At 73.9% G+C, this 22,255-nt stretch carries 17 protein-coding genes; 5 read left to right on the plus strand and 12 right to left on the minus strand.

The genetic code is table 11. The features are described 5' to 3' along the window. Positions 1–75 precede the first annotated feature (75 nt). The 3 genes from IO30_RS0138830 (at position 76) to IO30_RS0138840 (ending at position 6,003) form a co-directional block, all read left to right on the plus strand. Positions 76–813: a DUF1838 family protein gene (locus IO30_RS0138830; protein ID WP_031151253.1), complete on the plus strand. Its 738-nt coding sequence runs from the start codon at positions 76–78 to the stop codon at positions 811–813. Positions 814–1,260: 447 nt separating this feature from the next. Next, positions 1,261–3,009 carry a S8 family peptidase gene (locus IO30_RS0138835; protein WP_031151255.1) on the plus strand — a complete coding sequence of 583 codons (1,749 nt, stop codon included), beginning with the start codon at positions 1,261–1,263 and terminating at the stop codon, positions 3,007–3,009. 234 nt (positions 3,010–3,243) lie between these two features. Further along, entirely contained in the window at positions 3,244–6,003 is a 2,760-nt protein-coding gene (locus IO30_RS0138840; protein WP_031151257.1) for a helix-turn-helix transcriptional regulator, read from the plus strand. Between the two features lie 24 nt (positions 6,004–6,027). Here IO30_RS0138840 and IO30_RS0138845 read toward each other — a convergent pair whose 3' ends face one another. From IO30_RS0138845 to IO30_RS0138855, 3 genes are all read right to left on the minus strand, one after another. Beyond that, entirely contained in the window at positions 6,028–6,951 is a 924-nt protein-coding gene (locus tag IO30_RS0138845) for a glycoside hydrolase family 19 protein (RefSeq protein ID WP_051858820.1), read from the minus strand. A 159-nt stretch (positions 6,952–7,110) separates the two neighbouring features. Beyond that, complete coding sequence (locus IO30_RS0138850) at positions 7,111–7,524, minus strand: rodlin (RefSeq protein ID WP_031151261.1); 414 nt, start codon at positions 7,522–7,524, stop codon at positions 7,111–7,113. Between the two features lie 188 nt (positions 7,525–7,712). Continuing rightward, positions 7,713–7,904 carry a DUF5302 domain-containing protein gene (locus tag IO30_RS0138855; RefSeq protein WP_031151263.1) on the minus strand — a complete coding sequence of 64 codons (192 nt, stop codon included), beginning with the start codon at positions 7,902–7,904 and terminating at the stop codon, positions 7,713–7,715. Positions 7,905–8,163: 259 nt separating this feature from the next. Here IO30_RS0138855 and IO30_RS0138860 point away from each other — a divergent pair, with 259 nt between their 5' ends. Then, positions 8,164–9,525: an FAD-dependent oxidoreductase gene (locus IO30_RS0138860; RefSeq protein WP_031151265.1), complete on the plus strand. Its 1,362-nt coding sequence runs from the start codon at positions 8,164–8,166 to the stop codon at positions 9,523–9,525. 48 nt (positions 9,526–9,573) lie between these two features. Here the strand turns inward: IO30_RS0138860 and IO30_RS0138865 are convergent, their stop codons facing one another. Both IO30_RS0138865 and IO30_RS0138870 read right to left on the minus strand, forming a co-directional pair. After that, complete coding sequence (locus IO30_RS0138865) at positions 9,574–10,071, minus strand: hypothetical protein (protein ID WP_031151266.1); 498 nt, start codon at positions 10,069–10,071, stop codon at positions 9,574–9,576. Positions 10,072–10,160: 89 nt separating this feature from the next. Further along, on the minus strand, positions 10,161–11,441 hold the full coding sequence (locus IO30_RS0138870) for an amidohydrolase (protein WP_031151268.1): 1,281 nt from the start codon (positions 11,439–11,441) through the stop codon (positions 10,161–10,163). Positions 11,442–11,606: 165 nt separating this feature from the next. Here IO30_RS0138870 and IO30_RS0138875 point away from each other — a divergent pair, with 165 nt between their 5' ends. Continuing rightward, positions 11,607–11,780, plus strand: coding sequence for a thiazolylpeptide-type bacteriocin (locus IO30_RS0138875; RefSeq protein ID WP_007268044.1), 174 nt, complete (start codon positions 11,607–11,609; stop codon positions 11,778–11,780). 93 nt (positions 11,781–11,873) lie between these two features. Here IO30_RS0138875 and IO30_RS0138880 read toward each other — a convergent pair whose 3' ends face one another. The 7 genes from IO30_RS0138880 to IO30_RS0138910 all read right to left on the minus strand — a co-directional run bounded on the left by IO30_RS0138880 (position 11,874) and on the right by IO30_RS0138910 (position 22,253). Next, positions 11,874–13,820 (minus strand): TOMM precursor leader peptide-binding protein, encoded by a 1,947-nt coding sequence (locus IO30_RS0138880; RefSeq protein WP_199920954.1) that lies wholly within the window; start codon positions 13,818–13,820, stop codon positions 11,874–11,876. After that, entirely contained in the window at positions 13,817–14,572 is a 756-nt protein-coding gene (locus IO30_RS0138885; protein ID WP_031151272.1) for an ABC transporter permease, read from the minus strand. The genes IO30_RS0138880 and IO30_RS0138885 overlap by 4 nt, the downstream gene beginning before the upstream one ends. Next, positions 14,569–15,552, minus strand: a complete 984-nt coding sequence (locus tag IO30_RS0138890) for an ABC transporter ATP-binding protein (protein ID WP_031151274.1) — start codon at positions 15,550–15,552, stop codon at positions 14,569–14,571. The genes IO30_RS0138885 and IO30_RS0138890 overlap by 4 nt, the downstream gene beginning before the upstream one ends. A gap of 69 nt (positions 15,553–15,621) precedes the next feature. Continuing rightward, a complete protein-coding gene (locus IO30_RS0138895; RefSeq protein WP_031151276.1) occupies positions 15,622–16,743 on the minus strand; it encodes a hypothetical protein in 1,122 nt (373 codons plus the stop codon). Further along, entirely contained in the window at positions 16,740–17,798 is a 1,059-nt protein-coding gene (locus IO30_RS0138900; protein WP_031151278.1) for a lantibiotic dehydratase C-terminal domain-containing protein, read from the minus strand. The genes IO30_RS0138895 and IO30_RS0138900 overlap by 4 nt, the downstream gene beginning before the upstream one ends. Next, positions 17,786–20,602 (minus strand): lantibiotic dehydratase, encoded by a 2,817-nt coding sequence (locus tag IO30_RS0138905; RefSeq protein ID WP_031151279.1) that lies wholly within the window; start codon positions 20,600–20,602, stop codon positions 17,786–17,788. The genes IO30_RS0138900 and IO30_RS0138905 overlap by 13 nt, the downstream gene beginning before the upstream one ends. Before the next feature lie 31 nt (positions 20,603–20,633). Then, positions 20,634–22,253: a nitroreductase family protein gene (locus IO30_RS0138910; protein WP_031151281.1), complete on the minus strand. Its 1,620-nt coding sequence runs from the start codon at positions 22,251–22,253 to the stop codon at positions 20,634–20,636. Between the last annotated feature and the right edge of the window lie 2 nt (positions 22,254–22,255).

Here is a 22,255-nt window from a genome sequence, read left to right on the forward strand (position 1 = left end):
ATATGGCCGGAACCACCGGCCCGTACCGTTCCCGGTGGTTGCCGGGCCCGGGGACGGCCCAGCACAGTACGCCGTATGACACCCGCAGAGCTCCTGCACGCATTCGCCCGCACCCGCGCCTCGCTCGACGGCCGGGAGGTGACCTACTGGTGGTCCGGAGACGTCTGGTCATGGGGTCCGGGAGAGCCCTACCGGCGCCTCTTCGGCTTCGAGGGCCTCAATGTCGCCCGCCTCGTGAGGGACGGGGAGGGCGACGGTTACCAACTGCTCACCCGGGAGGCTGCCTTCTACCTGGACCCCCTTACCCGGGAGATCCTGGAGACCTGGGAGGACGAGCCGGTCGTCCACGTCTGGAACGATCCGGCGAACCAGAAGTGGCGCCCCTTCCCCGTCCCCGTGACCGACCTCGGCGAGCAGGTCTGCTTCAGTCTGGAGATCCCGCTGGCCTACCCCTCCCCGCTGCCCGTCGAGGAGTTCCCGCAGAACTCGGCGGACGACACCTACCGGGCGCTGGAGCTCTTCCAATTCTACGCGCCCGCGACGGTCCTCACGACCGACGCGGACAGCGTCCCCGCCACCATGTCGTGGACCCGGATGTCCCCCTGGCTCCCCTGGATGGCACGGGGACAGCAGCCCGGCGGGCTCACCTTCCACTGCCGTGGCCGCAAGCTCGACTCCTACGCCGAGGTCCCGGAACGCACCCGCGCGTACATCGCGGCGCACCACCCGGAGTTCGCCCACGCCCCGGAGAAGTGGAGCGAGCCGAACGAGACCAGCTGGACCTACTTCCGCAGGCTCGCCGGGGACCACTGACACGAACCCCGCCCGGAAGCCTCCCCGGCCCCCGGACCTGCGGCTCCGCCCGCTGCACGGCCGGCCCCGGGAGACCCCGGGGGGACCCCCGGGGGAGCAGCAGGGGGCGGACAAGGGTTTTCCCCGTATCCAGTTCATTCCCGCGTTGCCTACTGTCTGCCCACCGGCGATCTTCCCCCTGCACGACCGCCACGCTCCAACCCCACATGGCGCGAGGCCGTCGGGCCGGGCGATCACCGGTCACGCCGTTGCCCTGCCCCGCCGTCGAGGACGGGCGACGTGGCGCGCAGCGGTGGCCGGGGCGGGATTGACCAGCCCGTTCCGGCCCCGCGGCCGCCGGTTCACCTCCCACACTGCACCGACCGGTCGCTCCGGCCTGCCCGGAAGCGGCCCGCGAAAGGGAACACCGTGCACGCATCCAGACGTAGGCTCATATCCGTGGTGGCGATGTCCGTCACCCTGCTCGCCGGTTCCGCCACCGCTTCGGTGGCCCTGGCCGCCGATGTCCCCGCCCCGGCCGCCGCCGAGGCCGCCGCCGCGCCGGTCGAGAACCTCATCGTCGGATACAAGTCCACGGCCACGGAGGCCAGCTCCAACACCGCGGCTGCCGACGACGCCGTCGCGAAGGGCAAGAAGGCCGGCAAGAAGGCGAAGTTCGACCGCCGCCTCGGCACCGGTGCCGCCCTCGTCAACCTGGGCACCGTCGCCCCGTCCGAGGCCGCCGACGTGATGGCGCAGTTCCGCGCCGACCCGGACGTCGCCTACGTCGAGCCGGACTCCCGGGCCTACGCCCTGGCCACCCCGAACGACACCGAGTACGCCAAGCAGTGGGACCTCTTCGAGCCCACCGCGGGCATGAACGTTCCCGCCGCCTGGGACAAGACCACCGGCAGCGGCGTCACCGTCGCCGTGATCGACACCGGCTACGTCGCGCACTCGGACCTCGCCGCCAACGTGGTCGCGGGCTACGACTTCATCAGCACCTCCAGCGCCGCCCGTGACGGCAACGGCCGTGACAACAACCCCGCCGACCAGGGCGACTGGAGCGCGGCCGGCGAGTGCGGCCTGAACTCCAAGGCCAGTGACTCCTCCTGGCACGGCACCCACGTCGCGGGCACCATCGCCGCGGCCACCGGCAACTCCAAGGGCGTCGCCGGCATCGCGTACGGGGCCAAGATCCAGCCCGTCCGCGTCCTCGGCAAGTGCGGCGGCGCCACCTCGGACATCGTCGACGCCATCACCTGGGCCTCCGGCGGCACCGTTGCGGGCGTCCCGGCGAACGCCACCCCCGCCAAGGTGATCAACATGAGCCTCGGTGGCTCCGGTGCCTGCACCGCCAGCTACCAGAACGCGATCAACGCCGCCGTCGGCCGGGGCACCACCGTCGTCGTGGCCGCGGGCAACAGCAACGCGGACGCGGCCAACTTCTCGCCCGCCAGCTGCAACAACGTGATCAACGTGGCCGCCAGCAACCGCACCGGCGACCGCTCCTTCTACTCCAACTACGGCGCGATCATCGACGTCGCCGCCCCGGGCGGTGAGACCCGCCGCGGCACCGACACGCCCGGCACCGTCACCACCCCCGAGAACGGCATCCTCTCCACCCTCAACGCCGGCGGCACCACCCCCGGCGCCGAGAACTACGAGCCCTACCAGGGCACCAGCATGGCCGCCCCGCACGTCGCGGGCCTCGCCGCGCTGCTGAAGTCGGCGAACTCCGCGCTGACCCCGGCCCAGATCGAATCGGCGATCAAGGCCAACGCCCGACCGCTGGCCGGCACCTGCACCGGCGGCTGCGGCACCGGCCTCGCCGACGCGGCGGCCACCGTCGCCGCCGTGACCTCCGGCCCGGTCACTCCGGCCTTCGAGAACACCACGGACTTCGCCATCGGTGACAACGCCACCGTGGAGAGCCCCATCACCGTCAGCGGGAAGACCGGCAACGCCCCGGCCTCCCTCCAGGTGGGCGTGAACATCGCGCACACCTACATCGGTGACCTGAAGGTCGACCTGGTCGCCCCCGACGGCAGCGTCTACACCCTGCACAACCGCGCCGGCGGCAGCGCCGACAACATCGCCACCACCTACTCCGTCAACGCCTCCTCCGAGGTCGCGAACGGCACCTGGAAGCTGCGCGTGAACGACAACGCGGGCGGCGACACCGGCAAGATCGACTCCTGGAGCCTCGGCTTCTGATTCCGGCCCCACCGGCCGGATCCGGCTCCCAACTCGGTCTGACAGGCCGATAGTACGGACCAATCCCACTCCGCGGACCTGCCGATACAGCTCGTATCGGCAGGTCCGACGGCTTTTCCAGCGGGCTGACTGATTTCTGCGTCACAATCCGGGTCCACCCGGCATCTGACCTCGTATTGTCGCGTCTCACAGGAAAGGCACAGGAGCTGGGGACCGAGAGGCTGGTGGCTGTGCGTGGTGGCGGCGGGGCACGCTGACACGAACATCGGGCACGATGAACTGATCAAGGCGGTCGACCGCGCGCTGACCACGCACGGCCGGGCGCTGCTGACAGGACCCGCCGGAGCGGGCAAGACCGAGCTGGTCCGCGCCGTCGCGGCCGCGGCCGCGGCCCGCCGCGAGACCGTGCTGCGCCTGGCCCCCGAGGCCGCCGACCGATGGATACCGGAAGCCTCCGCCGCCGCCCTCCTGGCCTCCGTCCCGGGCACCGCACTGGAACGGCTCTCCGGCCCCCAGCGCACCGCCATCGCCCAGCTGTGCCGGGAGGCCGACGCGCCCCGGGCGGGCCGCGACCACGTCGCACTGCGCCTCGCCGTCGTCGAGGTGCTCCGCACCCTCGCCGCCCGCCAGCCCGTCCTCCTCGTCCTCGACAACGCCCAGTGGCTCGACGCGGAGAGCACCGACCTGCTCCGCTTCGCCCTGCGCCTCACCCCGCCCCGGGTACGGGTCCTGGTGGCCGAATGCGTCCAGGGCGGAGCCGCGGTGGGCGAGGCCCTCTGCGGTCCGGGCACCCCGGCCGTCCCGGTCCCCGCGCTCGGCGCCGACGAGGTCGCCGAGCTGCTGGTCCGCCGGGGCCTGCCCGCCCGCCTCGCCGGACGGATCCACCAGGCCAGCGGCGGGAACCCGCGCCTCGCCCTCGCCCTCGGCCAGTCCCTCGCCGGGGCCCGCGACGGCAGCGCCGACCACGCCGACACCCTGCCCGTCTCCGGCCAGGCCCGCGAAGTGGCCCGCCGCCTCCTCGCCGCGGCCCCCGCCCGCACCCGCCGTACCCTGCTGCTCGCCGCTCTCGCGGCCCGGCCCACCACCGCACTGCTGCGCCGCGCGGGCCGCCCCGACGCGGAGGCCGAGCTGGCCGAGGCGGAACGGGCCGCGCTGGTCAGCGTGGGCGAGGACGGGGCGGTGGAGTTCACCGCGGGCGCGCTGCCCACCGCGCTGGCCGCCGATGCGGGCTGGCCCGAACGCGCCGCCGGACACGCCGCCCTCGCCGCCGCCGTCGACGATCCCGTCCAGGCCGTACGCCACCGCGCGCTGGCCGTGGACACCCCCGACCAATGGCTCGCCGCGGAGATCACCGAGGCGGCCGCCTCCTGCCGCCGCCGCGGCCAGCGGGCCCTGGCCGCCGAGCTCGGGCTGCTCGCGGCCGAACGGACGCCGTCCCACCTGGCCGGGGAGGAGCTGGCCCGGCTCGTGGCCGCCGCCGAGGACGCGGGCTGGGCGGGCCGCGCCGACCTCGCCCGCCGCGCCACCCGGGCCGTCCTGGCACGGGACGCCTCCCCGGCCGACCGGGTACGGTCCCGGCTCGCCGTGATCGACGCCGCCGGGCAGGCGCTGGGCACCCTGGAGGAGACCTTCGCCCACGCCACGGACGATGCCGCGGGCGATCCCGCCCTGGAGGCCGCCGTCCAGCTGCGCATCGCCTGGAAGCACAACCTGAGCGACGGCGACCCCGTCCGCTCCCGCGACGCGGCGGCCCGGGCCGGTACCCTCGCCGCCGCGGGCGGTGACCCGGTCGCCGAGGCCATGGCCCTGACCGTACGGGCCCGGATGGGCCGGATCCTGGGGGACCCCGACGCGGAGGACATCCTGGCCGAGGCGCTCGCCCTGCCCGCCCCCGAGGTGCCCCTCGGCATGCGCAACGCCCCGCGCTACCTCGCCGTCCGCCACGCCCTCTTCGACGACCGCCTCGACGACGCCCGCCGCCGGCTCATGGTCCTGCTGCCCGCCGTCCAGCGCACCGGCTCGGCAGAGGACGTCTTCGAGGTGCTGCGCAGCCTCGCCGAGGTCGAACTGCGCGGAGGCCGGTGCGAGGCAGCGTCCGCCCATGCCCGGCGGGCCCTGGAGCTGACGATCGAGGCGGGCCTGTCTCCCGGCCCCGCCTGGTACGTGGCGGCCATGGCCGAGGCCATGGGCGGCAGTTTCACACGGGCCGCCGGATACGCCCGGCGCGGCATCCAGGCCTCCGAGGAGGAGCACGACCAGGTGTTCCTCTCGCGCAGCCTGCACGCGCTCGGGCTGGTCGAACTGGCCACGGGCGAGGCGGCCAAGGCGGTGGCCACCCTGCGCCGGGTCGCCGCACTGGAAGGCGCCCAGCAGGTGGTGGACCCTTCGATCCTGCGCTGGCACGGGGACCTGGCCGAGGCGCTGGTCGCCGCGGACGCACCGGAGGAGGCAGCGGCCCTGCTGGACTGCGTCGGCGCCACGGCCGCCTCCCTGGGACGGGCCGGGGTGGTCGCCGCCCTCGGCCGGGCCCGGGGCCTGTGCCTGGCCGCGCAGGGCGACGCCGATGCGGCCGTGACCGTACTGGAGGCCACGGAGCAGCAGTTCGCCGCCCTGGGGCTGCCCCTGGAACGCGGCCGTACGCTGCTGGCCCTGGCCCGGGTGGAACGGCGCCGCCGCAGGCGGGCCCCGGCCCGCGCGGCCCTGCTGGCCTCGGCCGCGGTGTTCGAGCGGGCCGGGGCGGCACCCTGGACGGAACTCGCCGGGGAACCGGCCGCCGCCCCGGGCGAGGCGAGCGCGGCGGACGCGGTCGCCTCCCTGACCGAGGCGGAGGCCCGGCTCGCGCTGCTCGTCGGCCAGGGGGCCAGCAACCAGGAAGCCGCGGCGAAGCTGTTCCTCAGCGTCAAGACGGTCGAGGCCCGGCTGACCCGCATCTACCAGAAGCTGGGCGTACGCTCACGGGCCCAGCTGGCCACCGCCCTGCGCGGCAGCCGCTGAGATCCGGCCGGCCGGGCCGGGCCGTCAGCAGCTGAGGTTGTTCCCGGGGGTCACCCCGAGGAGCTGCGTGAAGCGCTGATAGGTGGAGATCCGGCTCTGGACCTGCGCCGGATTGCCTCCGTTGCACTCCAGCGCACCGTTGATGGAGCGGATGGTCTCGCCGAAGCCGGCGCCGTTCACCATGGCGTTGTGGGCGGTCATCGTGCCGGGCCCGTTCTGCGTGTTCCAGTACCAGAGCGCCGTCTTCATCGCGACGGCCGGGTCCTGTTCGACGAGGTAGGGGTTGGCCAGCAGGTTGATGCCGAGGGCGTCACCGGCCGCCTTGTAGTTGAAGTTCCAGCTCAGCTGGATCGGTCCGCGCCCGTAGTACGCGGCCTGGCCGGCCGGACAGCCGTAGGGCTGCGTCGCGTCGCAGTAGTGCGGGTAGTTGGCGGTGTTCTGTTCCACGATGTGCACCAGACCGCCCGTCTCGTGGGAGACGTTCGCGAGGAAGGCGGCCGCCTCGCGGCGCTTGACGGTGTCGTCGCCCGTCTGCGCGAAGGCCGGGTAGGCGGACAGCGCCGCGACGAGCCCGTTGTAGGTGTAGAAGGAGTTCCGGTTCGGGAACATCTGGTTGAACTGGGCCTCGGAGACCACGAACCCGGACGGGTTGCCGGTGCCCGGGTCGGGGTCCTGGCCCCCGCCGCCACCGCAGGCGCCCTGGTCCGACCAGACGCCCCACTGTCCGGTGGTGCCGGGCGTCTCGCCCTGGGTCCACCACTTGGCCTGCCAGTTGTGTCCGTTGTGCGAGGCGCTCTGGCCGTTCGTGTAGACGGCGGAGGAGGTCCACGATCCGGCGCAGGCGGCGGCCGCGGCGGCGGGGGAGGAGGGGAGGGTCAGAGCCAGGCCGGCGGTGACGGCTGCGGCGGCGGCCAGGGACAGGGCGCGGCGGCGAAATGCGCGTATCACGTAACTGCTCCTTCAGTGGGGGGAGTTGCCGTGGGGGCGGCGACTACGCCACTGAAGCGAAAATGGTCTGGACCTGTCAAGGTCTAGACCAAGGAGATATCGTGTGGGGGCATGCCCCGGCCCCGGCGCGAGTGATCGCGCCGGGGCCGGGGCGGGCGGTCAGCTGCCTGCGGAGAGGTTGCCGGAGAGCACCGGGATGTTGCTGAGGATGTGCGAGGCGGAGTCGTCGCCCTTGGCCTGAGTGGAGTTCTCGGCGCACTGCTGGTTCTGCGGGTTCGCCAGGACGTTGACGTCCTGGACGCCGACGTTGGCGATGACCGCCAGCAGGGACTGGGCGTTGACCTTCGCGGGAAGGCCGATGCACAGCTTGTTCAGGGAGCCCTGGACGGCGCTGAGCTGCGGGCTCATCTTGCCGTGGGTCTCCTGGTTGCCGTAGATCTGCGCGGCGTTGTTCCCGTTGACCGTGTTGACGCCGTTGTCGTTGCCGATCGCCATCGCCGGGGTGGCTACGGCGGCGCCCGCACCCAGGACGGAGGCGGTGACCGCAGCGGTGGCCATGAGCTTCTTGAGCATGTGGGGGATCCTTCTGTCGCACTGTCGCATGAGATAGCTGCCCTCGGCGGGACGCGCTGATCAACTGCTGTAGGCGCCTGTGGTTATCCCCAGTCACCCGGGTGGCTCAATCCCGGGGTGCACCGGCCGCTCGGGGTGGCCCGGTCCCGCCGCCGTGGCGGCGAGACTGAGCTCCTCGGGTCCGAGGGTCAGCCGGTCTTGCGGCGGACCTTCTTGTTCTTGCCGCCGGCGCCGCTGCTGGCGCCCTGGACCTTCGCCCGGCTCTGGTGCGCCTGCTGGGACTGGGCATTCGCCGCGTTGCGCTCCAGCGCCTCCCGGAACTTGCGCTTGGCCGCGTCGGCCGGCGACTCGTCCTGCGGGGTGTCTGTTTCGTCTGCCATTCGTCCTCCTGGGGTGATCAAGCCGTTTCAGTCTGTCAGCTCGGGTGCCCGCTGACCAGCGAGTTCCCCGGGAGCGGCGCTCACCGGGCCCGTTCGGCTCCGGTGGGGCGCGGGCGGAGCCGGAGCCCCCAAGGATTGCTTGGGGGTGTCATAAGTTCTAATTATGAGGCCATAAACTGCCACCCGGTGCTGGATTAGGGTTACCTCAGTTTAAGGTCGTCCTTGATCAAGCTTGTTGTCGCTCGAAGGGAAACTCGTCATGCCTCGCCCCCTGCGGGTCGCAATCGTCGGTGCCGGTCCCGCAGGGATCTACGCGGCGGACGCGCTGCTGAAGTCCGAGACCGCCGCCGAGCCCGGCGTGTCCATCGACCTCTTCGAGAAGATGCCCGCGCCCTTCGGGCTGATCCGGTACGGCGTCGCCCCCGACCACCCCCGCATCAAGGGCATCATCACCGCCCTGCACCAGGTGCTCGACAAGCCGCAGGTCCGCCTCTTCGGCAACGTCGACTACCCGAACGACATCAGCCTCGACGAGCTGCGCTCGTTCTACGACGCCGTGATCTTCTCCACCGGCGCCACCGCCGACCGTGAGCTGAAGATCCCGGGCGTCGACCTGGAGGGCTCCTACGGCGCCGCCGACTTCGTCTCCTGGTACGACGGCCACCCGGACGTCCCCCGCACCTGGCCGCTGGAGGCCGAGAAGGTCGCGGTGCTGGGCGTCGGCAACGTCGCCCTCGACGTCGCCCGGATCCTGGCGAAGACCGCCGAGGAACTGCTGCCGACCGAGATACCCGCGAACGTCCACGAGGGCCTCAAGGCCAACAAGGCGCTCGAGGTGCACGTCTTCGGACGCCGCGGCCCGGCCCAGGCCAAGTTCAGCCCCATGGAGCTGCGCGAACTGGACCACTCGCCCAACATCGAGGTCATCGTCAACCCCGAGGACATCGACTACGACGACGGCTCCATCGCCACCCGCCGCGCCAACAAGCAGGCCGACATGGTGGCCAAGACGCTCGAGAACTGGGCGATCCGCGACATCGGCGACCGTCCCCACAAGCTCTTCCTGCACTTCTTCGAGTCCCCCACCGAGGTGCTCGGCGAGGACGGCAAGGTCGTCGGACTGCGCACCGAGCGCACCGAACTCGACGGCACCGGCAACGTCAAGGGCACCGGCCGGTTCACCGACTGGGACGTCCAGTCCGTCTACCGGGCCGTGGGCTACCTCTCCGACGAACTGCCCAAGCTCCCCTGGGACGTGGCGTCCGGGACCGTCCCCGACGAGGCCGGCCGCGTGATCGAGGCCGGGTCCCACCTCCAGTCGACGTACGTCACCGGCTGGATCCGGCGCGGCCCCATCGGTCTGATCGGCCACACCAAGGGCGACGCCAACGAGACCGTCGCCAGCCTGCTCGCCGACCACGCGGAAGGCCGCCTGCACGCCCCGGCGGAGCCCGGCCCGGAGGCCGTCGAGGCCTTCCTCGCCGAGCGGAGCGTGCGCTACACCACGTGGGAGGGCTGGTACCGCCTCGACGCCGCGGAGAAGGCCCTCGGTGAGCCCCAGGGCCGCGACCGCGTGAAGATCGTCGAGCGCGAGGACATGCTGGACGCGAGCGGAGCCTGACCGCGGAGGGGGCCGGGACCCGGACGGGGTCCCGGCCCCCTCGCGCGTTCAGTCCCTGACGGACACGATCTTGCGGGTGGCGAGGTCCGCCTGCACGAACACCTGGGTCGTGTCACTGCCCCAGGTCAGCGTGACCGTGGCAGCGGCCTTGCCCATCCCGTTGCCCGTGGAGGTCACCTTCCACTTCAGGGGCACGTTCTGGGCGCGCAGCACACCGTCGGCGTGGTTGTTCTCCTCCCACTGCGCCAGCTCCGCCCGGAGCGGCTCGGAGAGGTAGAAGGTGCGCAGCTGCTCCGCGGTCCGCCCGTCGCCGTCGTACACCGCGTCGATGTAGGCGCCGTAGAAATCGGCGATCCGGGTGAAGGCACCCTCGGGGCTGCCTGAGACGGACGGAGCGCCGGCCGCGGCCCGCGGTGCGGCGGCCGGGGCGCCCCCGGCGTCGGCGGACGCCGAGGCGCCCGTGAAGAGGGCGAGGGTGAGTGCGGCCGCGGCCGCGGTGGCCGTGAGGGCGACGGCAGTGGTGCGCCGGGCGGGAAGCTTGGGCATGGTGCGGAACCTTTCCCCGTGGTGGACGACTGCCCCCAGTGACGCCGCCGAGCTCCCGCCCGGTTTGCGGAATGTGTGAAATGGCCGGATTATGCCTCCGGTGGGGCGGCCAGGCAGGTGAGGGCCGCCGCCGTCAGCGCCCGCACGCCCGCCGGGAGCGCCGTGCGCACGTCCGGCGCGAAATCCGGCGCGTGGTTCGCGGGGAGCGCCGCCAGTTTCTGCGCCGCGTCCGCGCCCGGGGCGGCCGACCAGGCCGCGGGCCCGATCACCCCCAGCATCCAGTAGGCGAGGCGCACCCCTTCCGCGCCGTGCAGCTCCCGCCCGGCGTCGCCGAACAGCGCGAAGTCCTCCGTGGCCAGCGACGGCGGCCACATGGCCACCCGCCCGGGGCCGAATTCCGCCAGGTGGGCGGAGCGGACCGCGGCCGTCGTCGCCGGATCGGGATGCGTGACGGGCGAGGAGGACACGCGCACGACCTCCGGCTCCCGGGGGCAGTCCGCCGCCGCGCACTCGGCGCGGACGATCCGCTCCACCGCCGCTGCCGCCCGCGCGAGCGCCGCCTGACCGGCCGCCCGTACGGTGACGGCCAGCTCGGCGCGGTCGGGGACCACGTTGGCCCGGTCGCCCGCGTGGAACGCCCCGACCGTGACGGCCACCTGTTCCGAGGGCGCAGCCTCCCGGGCCACCACCGTCTGCAGCCGGGTCACCACGTGGGCCGCGGTGACCACCGGGTCCACGGTCAGGTGCGGGGCCCCCGCGTGCCCGCCCCGGCCGTGCACCACGATCGCGAAGGTCACGCTCCCCGCGGTCATCGGCCCGTACCCGTGGGCCACCATCCCGGAGGGCAGCGGCGCCGCGTGCTGGGCCAGGACGGCGTCCGGGCGCCCCGTCCGCTCGTACAGCCCGTCCGCCAGCATGGCCCGGGCGCCCTCCAAGGTCTCCTCCGCGGGCTGGCCCACGACGATCAGCGTGCCCCGGCGGGCCTGCGGCGAGCGGGCCAGCAGCGAGGCCGCTCCCGCCGCCGCGGCCAGGTGCAGGTCGTGCCCGCAGGCGTGGGCCGCCTCGCCCTCGCTCGCGTACGCCAGCCCGGTGGTCTCCCGCACCGGCAGGGCGTCCAGCTCCGCCCGCAGCACGACCGTCGGGCCCTCGCCGCCGCGCAGCACCCCGGCCACGCCGTGTCCGCCGATCCCGCGCGTGGTCTCGTATCCCGCGGCCTCCAGCCAGTCCGCGAACCGGCCGGCCGTGCGCTCCTCGGCGCCCGACAGCTCGGGATGGCGGTGCAGGTCCAGGTAGAAGGTCGTCAGTGGCCGTACGAGAGCGGCCAGTCCGGGGAGTTCGGCGCGTTCGGCTGGTTCGGCTCGCTCGGTCATGCCGTCCATGATCGGGCAGGGTCCCGCGGGGCGGGCCGCCAGGGCGCTGACACTTCCTGTCAGCGAGGTGACAGCGGTACGCCGGGTCCGGTGCAGGTGCGAGCGGTTCTGATGGGAGGGCACCACCAGCAGCACCCACCGACCGCACCAGTTGAAGGAGTCACCATGGAGAAGTCGCCGCTCGCCTCGCTCGCCGACGAGATCCTCGAGCTCGAGTCCGAGACCTTCGAGATCTCCGACTACTCGGACGCCAGCGAGGTCGTGCTCGCCGGTTCCACGAGCTGCAGCTCGACCTCGACCTGTTCCTCGACCACCAGCACGACCTCCTGCAGCGCCTGACCCGTCACGGCGTACGCACACCGGTGCCCCGGCCCCCGCGCGAGCGGGGACCGGGGCACCGGCCGTACTGCACCCCGGCCGGGCGGGGCCGGGTCACGGGAAGGGATGGGGCACCATCCGGACCTCCCCGTCGGCCAGGTCCGTGCCGCGCAGCCCCGCCCGGCGGGGCGCCGTGCGCAGCCGGGGCATGTACGGGGCCCGCTGCCGCGACCAGCCGAAGTCGATCGGCAGCAGCCCCGGCACGAGCGCGCACACCGTGCGCAGCCCGATCCGCCGCTGCTCCGGAGTGGTCTGGTCGACGACGATCACCTCGTGTCCGGAGTGCGTCAACTCCTCGACGCAGTACATGAGATCGTCCCGCAGGTCCGCAGTCCGCGGCCGGCCCTGCGCGTTCCACGACCGGTAGACCTCGGCCATCGGCCGCACGGCCGCCGGTTCGAGGTACGGCCGCACGTACGGGGCCATCACCGGGAGCCCGTACAGCTGGGCGTGGTCCTTCAGGTGCCGCACCTGCCGGAAGTCCCCGGCCATCGCCTCCAGTTCCGTACGCCGCTCCGCCACCTGCCGGGGCAGGTGCGGAATGTAGGTGAGGACCTCCGACAGCGCCGCCTCGGCCGCAGCCACCGGGTCCAGGGCCGCGCCCGCGCCGAAGGAGAACAGCCCCGGCCCGCCGTCGCGCCGCACCGCGAGCGCCGTCACCACGGGCACCGACAGGTCGATCCGGTTGTCGAAGACGTGCACGTCGTAGCCCTGGAGGGCGGCCCGGTCGGCCATCATCCGCACCGCCGGACCCGGTACGGAGGCCAAGTCGATCTCCGTCAGCGGCAGTCCGGCGTACCAGGCGACCAGGAAGGCGTCCCGCTCGATCAGTTCGAGCAGCGCCCCCAGCAGCGCCTCCTCCGTGCAGCTGCCGATCGCGCAGCCGTTGGAGCACTCGAAGACGAAGTTGTCGGCGGCCAGCCCCGCGCTGTAGTGCACCAGCCGCGCCGGCACCAGCACCGGGCGGTCGTCGCGCAGCGAATGCCCGTACACCCAGGGGATCGGCCGGTCCGGGTCGAAGGGCGACACCATCGGGTCGTCGCGGTAGGTCTCGGGCGGGTAGACGCCGCACAGGGCCGGGTCCAGGGCGCGCTCGCCCAGCTCCGCGTACGAGGCCGTGAGCAGGGAGCCGCCGGTGCGCCGGTGGGTGCCCGCGTACCGCTCCAGGCCCTCCAGGTAGGCCAGGTCGCGGCTGGCCGTGAAGCTGTTGGCCTGCCCGCTCCAGGTCACGTCGGTCAGGCCCGCGTAACCGCGCATGAACACGCTGCCCGCCACGGGAGCCGTCGTCGGCGAGGTGACGTTGATCCAGGTGCCCCCGCCGAGCACCCCGGTCTCCGGGTTCGCCAGCGCCGCGTGCGGCATGGGGTACGAGGACGCGGCGCGCAGCCGCTGGGCACCCGGCGAGGGCGTCGGCCGGGAGGCCGGGACGAAGGGGACCGGGGCGTCGCTCCCGCGCGGCCCGCAGTCGGGGCACAGCGGGTCGGCGGCCAGCGGGTAGCTCCGCACCTGGAGGGTCTCCAGGTCCAGCCGGGACACCTGGGGCAGGGCCCGGTCGGCCGCGCCGGGGCCGGGCGCGGCCGCGGAGCCGCCGAACACGGCCCCGTGCAGGGCCCGTACCGCGTCCGCGAGGTACGGGGTGAGCCGCGGCCAGTCCCCGGCCACCGGGGTGAGGGGCCCGCTGCCCGTCTCCAGGGCGTCGCGCTCGCTCCGGCTGCGCAGCCGCTGCCGGCGCATCGCGAGGCACTGCCCGCAGGCGGGCGCGGTGCCGTCGCCGCCCCAGGGGCCGACCAGGACGGCGCGCGCGCCGAGATGGACGGTCGCTGCCGCCCGTACGGGCGCGAACGGGTCCGCGGCGCGCGGCCCCAGCGCGTCGTGGACGCCCACGGTGACCACGCGGGCGCCGAGGTCCTCCAGGGCCGCGGCCAGCTCGCGCCGCGCCGCCTCCATCGGGGTGCCGTCCGGGGCCTGGACGGGGCGCGTGCGCACGGGAGTCGGGGTCATGTCCGGTTGCTCCAGCGGAAGGTCTTGAGCCCGATCGCGCCGAACACCACGGCGAAGCCGAGGAGCACCGCGCAGCCGATGCCGATGGACGACAGCGAACCCGAGCCGGTCAGCGCACCGGTCGCGGCGTCGTTGAGGTAGCGCAGCGGGAGGATGCGGGACACCGACTGGAGCCACGACGGCATCATGTCCAGCGGCAGGAAGGAGCCGGACAGGAACGCCATCGGCACCATCATGCAGTTGGCGATCGCGGCGACGGCCTCGGGCGTGTTCGCGTAGGTGCCGACGATCACCCCGATCGCCATGAACGCGGTGATGCCGAGGACCAGGGCGGGCAGCACCAGCGGCCAGCGCCCGTCCAGTTCCAGCCCGAACCCGGGCAGCATCGCCACCGCCACGAACACCGCGGCCTGCACGACGCCGACGACGAGCGCCAGCACGTACCGCGAGGCCAGCACGGTCGTCAGCGGGGTCGGGGTCAGCCGGATCAGCCGCAGCAGGTCGTCGCGCCGCCACTGCATCAGCGTGAACGCGATGCCGAACACCGCGGCGTTGGCCACGCCCCACGACATCACGCCGGGCGCGATGTACGAGATGTAGGGGCGGCCGCTCTCCTCGACCTCCTGCCCGCTGAAGATCAGCCCGAAGACGACGAGGAAGAGCAGGGGGAAGGCGAAGGTGAAGAAGAGGGTGGCCTTGTCCCGGACCTGCGCCCGGTAGCCGGCTGCGGTCAGGGCCGTGTACGCGCTCATGCCTGGTGCTCCGTGGGGTGGTCTGCGGCGTGGTCGGCGGCGTGGCCCGCGGCCGCACCGGTCAGTTCGAGGTAGACGTCCTCCAGGGTGGCCGTACGGGTCATCACGCCGTCGAGCCCGGTGAGTGCGTCGACGGCCTGGAGCACCTTGCCCGGGGAGGCGGTCTCCAGGACCAACGAGCCGCCCTGGAGCACGGCCCGGTCGACGCCCGGCAGCGCGGCCGCGTCGTCGAGCGGGATCCGGCCCGCGGGCAGCAGCAGCCGGGCCGGGGCGCCCGCGGCGGTGACGAGCCGGTGCGGGGAGTCGAGGGCGGCGACCGTCCCGTCGACGAGGATGGCCACCCGGTCGCACAGGGCCTCGGCCTCGTCGAGGTGGTGGGTGGTGTAGACGATGGTGCGGCCCTCGCTCTTGAGGGTGCGCAGCACCTCCCACAGATCGCGCCGGGCCTGCGGGTCGAGGGCCGCGGTCGGTTCGTCCAGGAAGATCAGCTCCGGGCTGTGGACCAGCGCGGAGGCGATGGCCAGCCGCTGGCGCTGCCCCCCGGACAGGTTCTCGACGAGGACGTCGCGCTGCCCGGTCAGGTCCACCGTCTCCAGCGTGCGGTCCGCGGCGCCCCGCTCGGCCCGGTACAGCCCGGCGACGGTCAGGAGGTGCTCGCGGGCCGTCTGCCGGACGAAGAAGGCGGAGGCCTGGGTCTGTACGCCGATCCGCGGGAGCAGCGCCGTGTTGCGCGGCCAGGGGCTCTGGCCGAGCACGCGGACGGTCCCGGAGTCGGCCTGCCGCAGCCCTTCCATGATCTCGATGAGGGTGGTCTTGCCCGCCCCGTTCGGCCCGAGGAGGCCGAAGAACTCCCCGCGGTGGACTTCGAGGGAGACCCCGTCCACCGCGGTCCGGTCGCCGTAGCGCTTGCGGACCTCCGAGACGGTGACGGCGGCATCGGGGCCGGTGCCGGGAGGCTGGGTGGTGCTGTCAGTGGTCATGGGGCGTGCGGTTCCCTCGTTCTCGATGGGGGTGGGGGGAGGAGAGTGGCCGGTGGTGGTCGGCGGTGGTCAGGGCGTGGCGGCCACCGCGTACCAGATCGCGCCCGCCGCACCGGCGGCGAGCAGCAGGACGAGTACGGCCGAGCCCGCGCCGTACGCCATGTAGAGCCGGCGGGCCCGCGCCGGATAGGCGGCGGCCGCCGTCCGGTCGCGCATCCTCAGCCGCAGGTACGCGGAGCTCGCGGGCGCGAGCCGGGTCACGCGCAGGGCGTGGCCGAGCATCGTGTACCCGTCGAGCGGGGGCAGCGGCAGGAGGTTGACCAGGGCCTGCGCACTGCCGAGCAGCAGCAGCGCGCCGAGCACGCGGCCGGTCGGGTCGGCCTCGGGCAGGGCCGCCCACCAGCCGAAGAAGGGGAGCAGGAAGAGGAGGTTGGCGAAGGCGCCGGCCGCGGCCACGGCCAGCTGCCGACGGCGGCGGCCCAGATAGCGGTAGTTGTCCACGGTGCAGTACATGATGGCCACCGGCAGCCGCCAGCGCAGCCCGATCTCCCCGACCGTACCGCCGACATGACGGGCGGCCACCCCGTGCGCGAACTCGTGCAGGGCCGTGCTGAACCAGAGCAGCGTGGCCACGGCCAGCAGCGGGACCGGACGGGACAGCAACCACCACAGGTCGCGCAGGAGACCGCCCGCCGAGGCGGCCAGCACACCCTCCATGGCGAGGCACACCAGCAGCAGCGCCCCCAGCACCACCGGGTGCAGGGCGGGCCGCAGGAAGCGGTGCAGCCGGGCCGTCGTGGCGTCGGCGTCCGCGACCAGGCGCAGCGTGCCGCGCAGCAGGGTCCCGCTGCGCGGCGGCCCCGGCGGCCCCGGCGGGCCGGGCTCCTGCGGTCCCGGGCCGCCCGCGAGCAGCCGCCGGCTCCCGAGGAGGGCCAGCAGCTGCTGCCAGTTGCCCTCGCCGAGCCTGCGTCCGAAGGCCTCCCCGTACGCGGCCCCGATCTCCGCGAGGCTGCGGGAGCCGTCGAGGCGCGAGACGAGGAAGTACTCCTTCGGCCCGATCTCGAAGGAGGCCCCCGACACCGGGTCCTTGACCAGGTGCACGACGGCCGGCCCGTCGAGCAGCGGCGGGGACAGCAGGATGCCCGGCCGCAGCGCGGGCCGGTGCCCCAGCAGCCCGGCGGGGCCGCTCACGCCCGCACCGCCCCGGCGTCCTCGCGCAGCACCCGCCCGAGCAGGTGTGCGAGGTAGGCCTCGTCCCGGATCGTCACGTGCAGCCGGTTGTTGGTCATGTGCATGTAGGGGGAGAGGAGCAGGGGCAGCGCCGCGGCCGGATCGGTGACCTTCTCGTCCCGGGTGCCGTCCCAGGAACGGAAGACCAGGTCACCGGCGAGCGCCAGGGACTCGGCGCGTGCGCGCAGCTCCCGGCAGTGCTCCGCCCACCCGGCCAGGAACGCGGGCAGCCGGCCGGTCTCCCCGGAGGCGAGGGCCTCCCGGACGGCCGAGAACCGCCGTGCGAGCCCGGGACCGGTCTGCTCGAAGGTGCGGTCGTACTCGGCCGAGCCGATGAATCCGGTCCCCGGGAAGGCCGTGTGCCAGAACTCGTAGTAGCGGTCCAGATATCCGCCGAGTTCCTCCCGGTCGGGCAGGAACACCCCCGCCATCACCATCATCAACTGCGCCGAGGTGCCCAGCAGTACGGTGCGCAGGTGGAGGTTCATGCTGCCCAGGGCGTCCATGACCAGATCGCTGGAACGGGCGAAGTGCCATTCGGCGAGCTCGATCCCGGCCGGGCCGCCGTATTTGCCGAATTCGGGCTCGTAGGGCTCGTACGCGTAGGAGTTGTTGGGCCGCAGGTTCATCCGGCCGTCGGCCCCCATGAAGGCGGCCCGGTCACCCTCGGGGAACTCGATGTCGAAGAGGGTGTTGTAGAACTCGTTGAGGAAACCGGAATCCACCTCGTAGAGGGCGGGCCGGGCCTTGAGGAAGGCCGAGACGGCCTCCTCGGTGCGTCTGCGCACCTCGGGGGCGGACCCCTCGTCCGCGGGCCGCAGCCGCAGGCGCACGTGCGGGCCCTCCAGCCAGTAGTTGATGAAGAAGTGCCCGGCGAGCAGTCCGTCCGCCTTCAGCGAGGCGATCAGCGGGCGTACGCAGTTCACCAGCAGGGGCTGCGGATTGGCGGCGTAGAAGATGTGCACGGCCTGCCATGCGCCGCGCCGGTCCGTACCGGGGTCGCTCAGCTCTGACATCGGGGTCCGCCTTCCGGGCGTCGCAGGATCGGGGTACGGGTGGTGAAGGTCTCGACGGCGAGCTCCGCGACGTGCGCGCCGCGCGCGGACACCGCGTGCAGGGCGTCGGGGGCGGGCAGCATCTCGCGGAAGACGACCCGGTGGCCCGGATCGCGCAGCAGCGACTCGAAGGCGCCCAGCGAGAGCAGGCTCTCGAAGTCCACGTACTGCGGTTTCGCGCCCAGCGCCGAGGGCCCGGCGGACACGGTCGCGAAGACCTGCCCGGGCAGGCCGTGGGCGCGGCGCCACCGCTGCCACTCCAGGAAGTGCCCGGCCTCGCGGGCGCCCGCCACCGGCAGGGCTGCCACCGCGGTGGTCCAGCTCCGGCGGCTCAGCACGACGTCCCCGTGCACCACCCGGGGCCGGGAGGTCACCCCGCCGTGCGGAGCGCCCTGCGGCACTCCCGCCCAGACGTCCAGCGGCGACATCGAGGACGGCGAGAGCAGCAGCAGCGTCCGCGGGATCGCGGGCAGCGCCAGCGGCACCAGGTAGCCGAGGTAGACCGGGATCACCTCCAGGCCGAGGCGGCGCGAGCGCAGCACCACCCGCCCGGACTCGGGGACGTGCTCCGCGTACAGGTCGTCCAGCCGCAGCCTGCGGTCCTCGGGCAGGGTGCCGGCCTCGCCCGGGCAGACGATCTCGTAGTCGGTCAGCGGCCCGTGCAGATTGAGGTTGGTGGTGACCGGACCACCGGTGACCTCGGCGAACACCGCCCCCTGCGGGGTGACCCGGGCGGCCGTCCGGCGCAGCTCGGCTGCGAGGGCGCCCCCCGCGTCCGGGCCGTCCGGCCCGTCCGGCCGCTCCGGCCCGGCAGACTCCTCGTAGACGTGGGTGAAGCGGCTGAAGGGGAAGGACAGGCCGCCGTAGGAACGGTTCAGCACGGTCAGCGGCGCACCGCCGTCCGGGCCGTGGGCCAGCTGTACGTGGTGACAGCGCGGCGCGAACCCCGCCGCCACCGGCTCCAGTTCGGCGGCGACCGCCTCGATGTCCGCCCCGGTCAGACGCACCTCGGGGCCGCCGCCCCCCGCCTCCTCGTACGCCGCCCAGTGCGCCCGCATCAGGCCGACGAAGCCGCGCCGCGCCGCGTCAAGGGCGCGGATGCCCGGCAGGCCGAGCCAGTTCTCCTCGGGCACGTACTCCCCGCGCGCGTCGAAGGGCGTGCGGCGGGCCGTGAACGACAGGTACTGGTCGAAGAAGTCCTCGTGGAAGTCGTGCACCAGGCCCAGCAGGTCCTCGCAGCGGCCGCCCTGGCCGTAACGGGCGGTGAAGAAGCCCTCGAAGGTGATCCGCTGGGCGAGCGTGAGGTCGAAGGCCGGGAGGATCCGCTCGACCTCGCGCAGCGCGCCGCCCCCGGCCGCCGCCCAGGGGGGCGCCGCGGCGCTGACGTCCGTGCCCGCGCTCACGTCCTCGTACAGCAAGGTCTGCGGCAGCGCCGCCGTCCGCTCGCCCAGTTCCTCCTGAGCCGCGCGCAGCCCGGCGCGCAACGCCCGCAGCAGCTCCGCCCGTTCGCCCTGCCCGGCCGCCGGATAGCGCTCCAGCACCGCGGCCGGCCCGTCGAGGAGCTCCGCGAGGGTGTGCGCCCAGGGGCGGTCCAGCGCGGTCAGGGACCGCTGGAAGGCGCGCAGCGGATCGCCGTCGTGGACCTCGGTGTCCAGGCACGGCACCCGGACCATGCCCAGTTGGAGGAGGGCGCCGACGTACGCCTCGCACTCGGCGGGCGCGGCGCCGTGCTCTGCCGCCAGCCAGTCGGCCAGCTCGTGGTGGCGCAGCTCGGGCCGTTCGCCGAAGAGGGCGAGGAGGCGGTCGAGGGTGCCGCTGCGGCGCAGGAAGAACAGCCGGTCCTTGACCGCGTCGAAGGTGACCGCCGCGGAGTCGTCCCCGGCCGTGACCGAACGGCGCACGTAGCGGATCCGGTCCTCGTCGCGGCCCCAGCCGGAGGCCAGGCGCAGCGGCAGGTCGCGTCGGCGCACGGGGTCGGCGAGGACCAGCTCGGCCAGCCGGGCCAGCACGACGACGTTGAGCCGGACGTGGCTGCTCCACGCATCCGCGACCCGGATCACGCCCGCGCCGACGCCGTTCCCGATGCCGTTCCCGTTCTCGCCCGCGGGGGTGAAACGGCCGGTGGCCACCGCGGTGAAGGTGGAGAACGGGCTGGTCTTGCAGGCCGTGCGGTAGAGGTACGACAGGACCGAGCGCTCGGCCTTGCGGGCCCGGCCCGTCGGCGCACCGGCATCCGCGGTGGCCTTCGCGTACGCGTCGAGCTGTCCCTCCAGGACCGGCGAGGCCAGCAGCAGGCCGTGGCGCAGCCGGTCGTCCCCCAGCAGCGCGCGCAGCGCCGCGCGCCCGCGCCCGAGATCGGCGGTGAGGAGCGGCTCCCCCTCGTCGAGCAGCTGCTCCAGCCGGCGCCTGCGCCGTACCCAGGAGTCCAGCTGCCCGGCCGCCCCGGGGACCGCGGCGAGGGCCTGCGCGGCCGGGCCGGGGGAGTCGGGCAGCCGGTTGTTGTGGATCTGCCGGCGCAGCCGCAGCAGTTCCCGGCGGTCGGCCGCGCCCGGGCCGTCCGCCGCCGGATCGGTTGCTCCGACGGCCCGGTGCAGCAGCTCGCTCAGCCGTTCCCCGTCCGTGCGCAGCGCCTCCTGCGCGGCGAGGACCTCAGCGGCCCAGCGGCCGGTGTCCGGGCAGCGCAGCGCCTCGACCGCGGACAGCGGCAGGCCGGCGACGCGCAGCATGAAGCGGTCGCCCGCGTGCCATTCGGTGGTGGTGTTCATCGGGATCGTCCTGGTCCTCTCGTCGGCCCGGTCAGGCGATCTCGTGGCGGAAGTCGGCGGGCAGGGGCCGCTCGTGACCGAGCAGCATGATCAGCAGCGGTGCCTCGTCGCTGCCCGTGAGGCCCAGCTCCTCGACGTACGAGACGTTGTCGAAGCCGAGGGCCACGCCCGCACCGAGCCCGTGGGCCGCGGCGGTGGTGTAGAAGGTCTGCGCCACGGCGCCGACGGCGGCGTTCACCAGGCGGTAGCCGCGGTCGCCCACCGCGTCGAGCACGGCCGTGGTCCGTACGGTCGGCACGATGACCGCGCCCGCCTGCTCCAGGTTGTAGTTGGACAGGAAGTAGTTGCGCTGGAGGAACGGCCCCGGAGGGCCGGGCACCACCGGGCGCAGGGCGTGCGCCTGCGGGTCGTAGGCGTACGTACCCGGTGCGATGCCCTCGACGTGGTTGACGAAGGCGTACAGGGCGGTCAGCCGGGGCCCGCCCGGCCGCTCCGCCTCGCTGCCCACCGAGGTGGCGGCGCAGTCGGCCAGGGCGGCGGCCAGCTGCCCGGCCGTCACCGCACGGCTCGCGTCGAAGCGACCGAAGCTGCTGCGCCGGGCCCGCAGCGCCCGCTCCACGCCGAGCGGGGCGACGGCGGGCGGGGGCAGCGGCACCGGGGCGCCGCCCCGCACCGGGAAGGCGGCGGCCGCGTCGAGCGCGCCGGGGGCCGGCCGGTCGGCGGCGCGCCCCAGGGTGGCCTCGTGGATGCGCTCCAGGGTGTCGAACTCCAGCACGGCGCGGGAGCGTTCGCTGTCCCGGTGGAGCACGACGGGGCCGGGGTCCGTGACGGGCGCGGCGGCCCCGGCAGCGGAGCGTGCCGCGGAGCCGGCCCACTCCAGCGGGACGACCGCGAAGACGCCCTCCTCGCGGGCCTCGACGCCCAGCAGCCGCGCCAGACGTTCCTCGTCGAACCACAGCACCGGCGCGATCCGCAGCCCGCGCGCCGCGGCCCACAGCCGCCAGGTCTGGAGCAGCGCCCCGACGTCCATGCTCACGGCGTGGAAGGAGAAGCTGTTGTACTTGAAGGAGTTCTGCCAGTACTTGACCCCCAGGACCAGGTACTGGGAGCAGCCCGCGGCGGCCGCGAGCGGCCCGTGGGCCGAGCCCTCCGAGCCCTCCGCGCCTTCCGAGCCCTCCCCGCCCTCCGCGCCCAGCACCCGGCGCACCTCACCGGTGACGTCGCCCGTCAGCAGCCGCCGCATGCCGTGCTGGTGCGGGGCGTAGTGGTACAGGCCCGGGGTGACGGGAGCGCCCGGCCCCGCCGCCCAGTAGACGCTGACCGGGTAGAGCCCGCCGCCGGAGGCGGTGCCGCGCGACCAGTTGGCCTGCGTGTAGTGGGGCAGGGCGGCCAGGTCGGTGTTGGCCTGGACGCCGAGGCGGCGTCCGGTCAGCCCGTACGAGTCCTGGAGCATCCCGGACAGCAGCGGCAGGGTGAACTGCGGCCCCGCGCCCGTGGCGGGGGCGGGATCCGGCAGTGGCAGGGTCTGCGCACCGGGATAGAACTTCGCCTTCCGCGGCCGGTCCACCCAGTCCGGCACGAAGTCGACGGGCTCCATCGGTATCCGGCCTCGGTGCAAGATGGCGTCGGCGTACTCATGGGCGTAGCCCACGG

The sequence above is a fragment of the Streptomyces xanthophaeus genome (assembly GCF_000725805.1).
GTDB classification, from domain to species: domain Bacteria; phylum Actinomycetota; class Actinomycetes; order Streptomycetales; family Streptomycetaceae; genus Streptomyces; species Streptomyces xanthophaeus.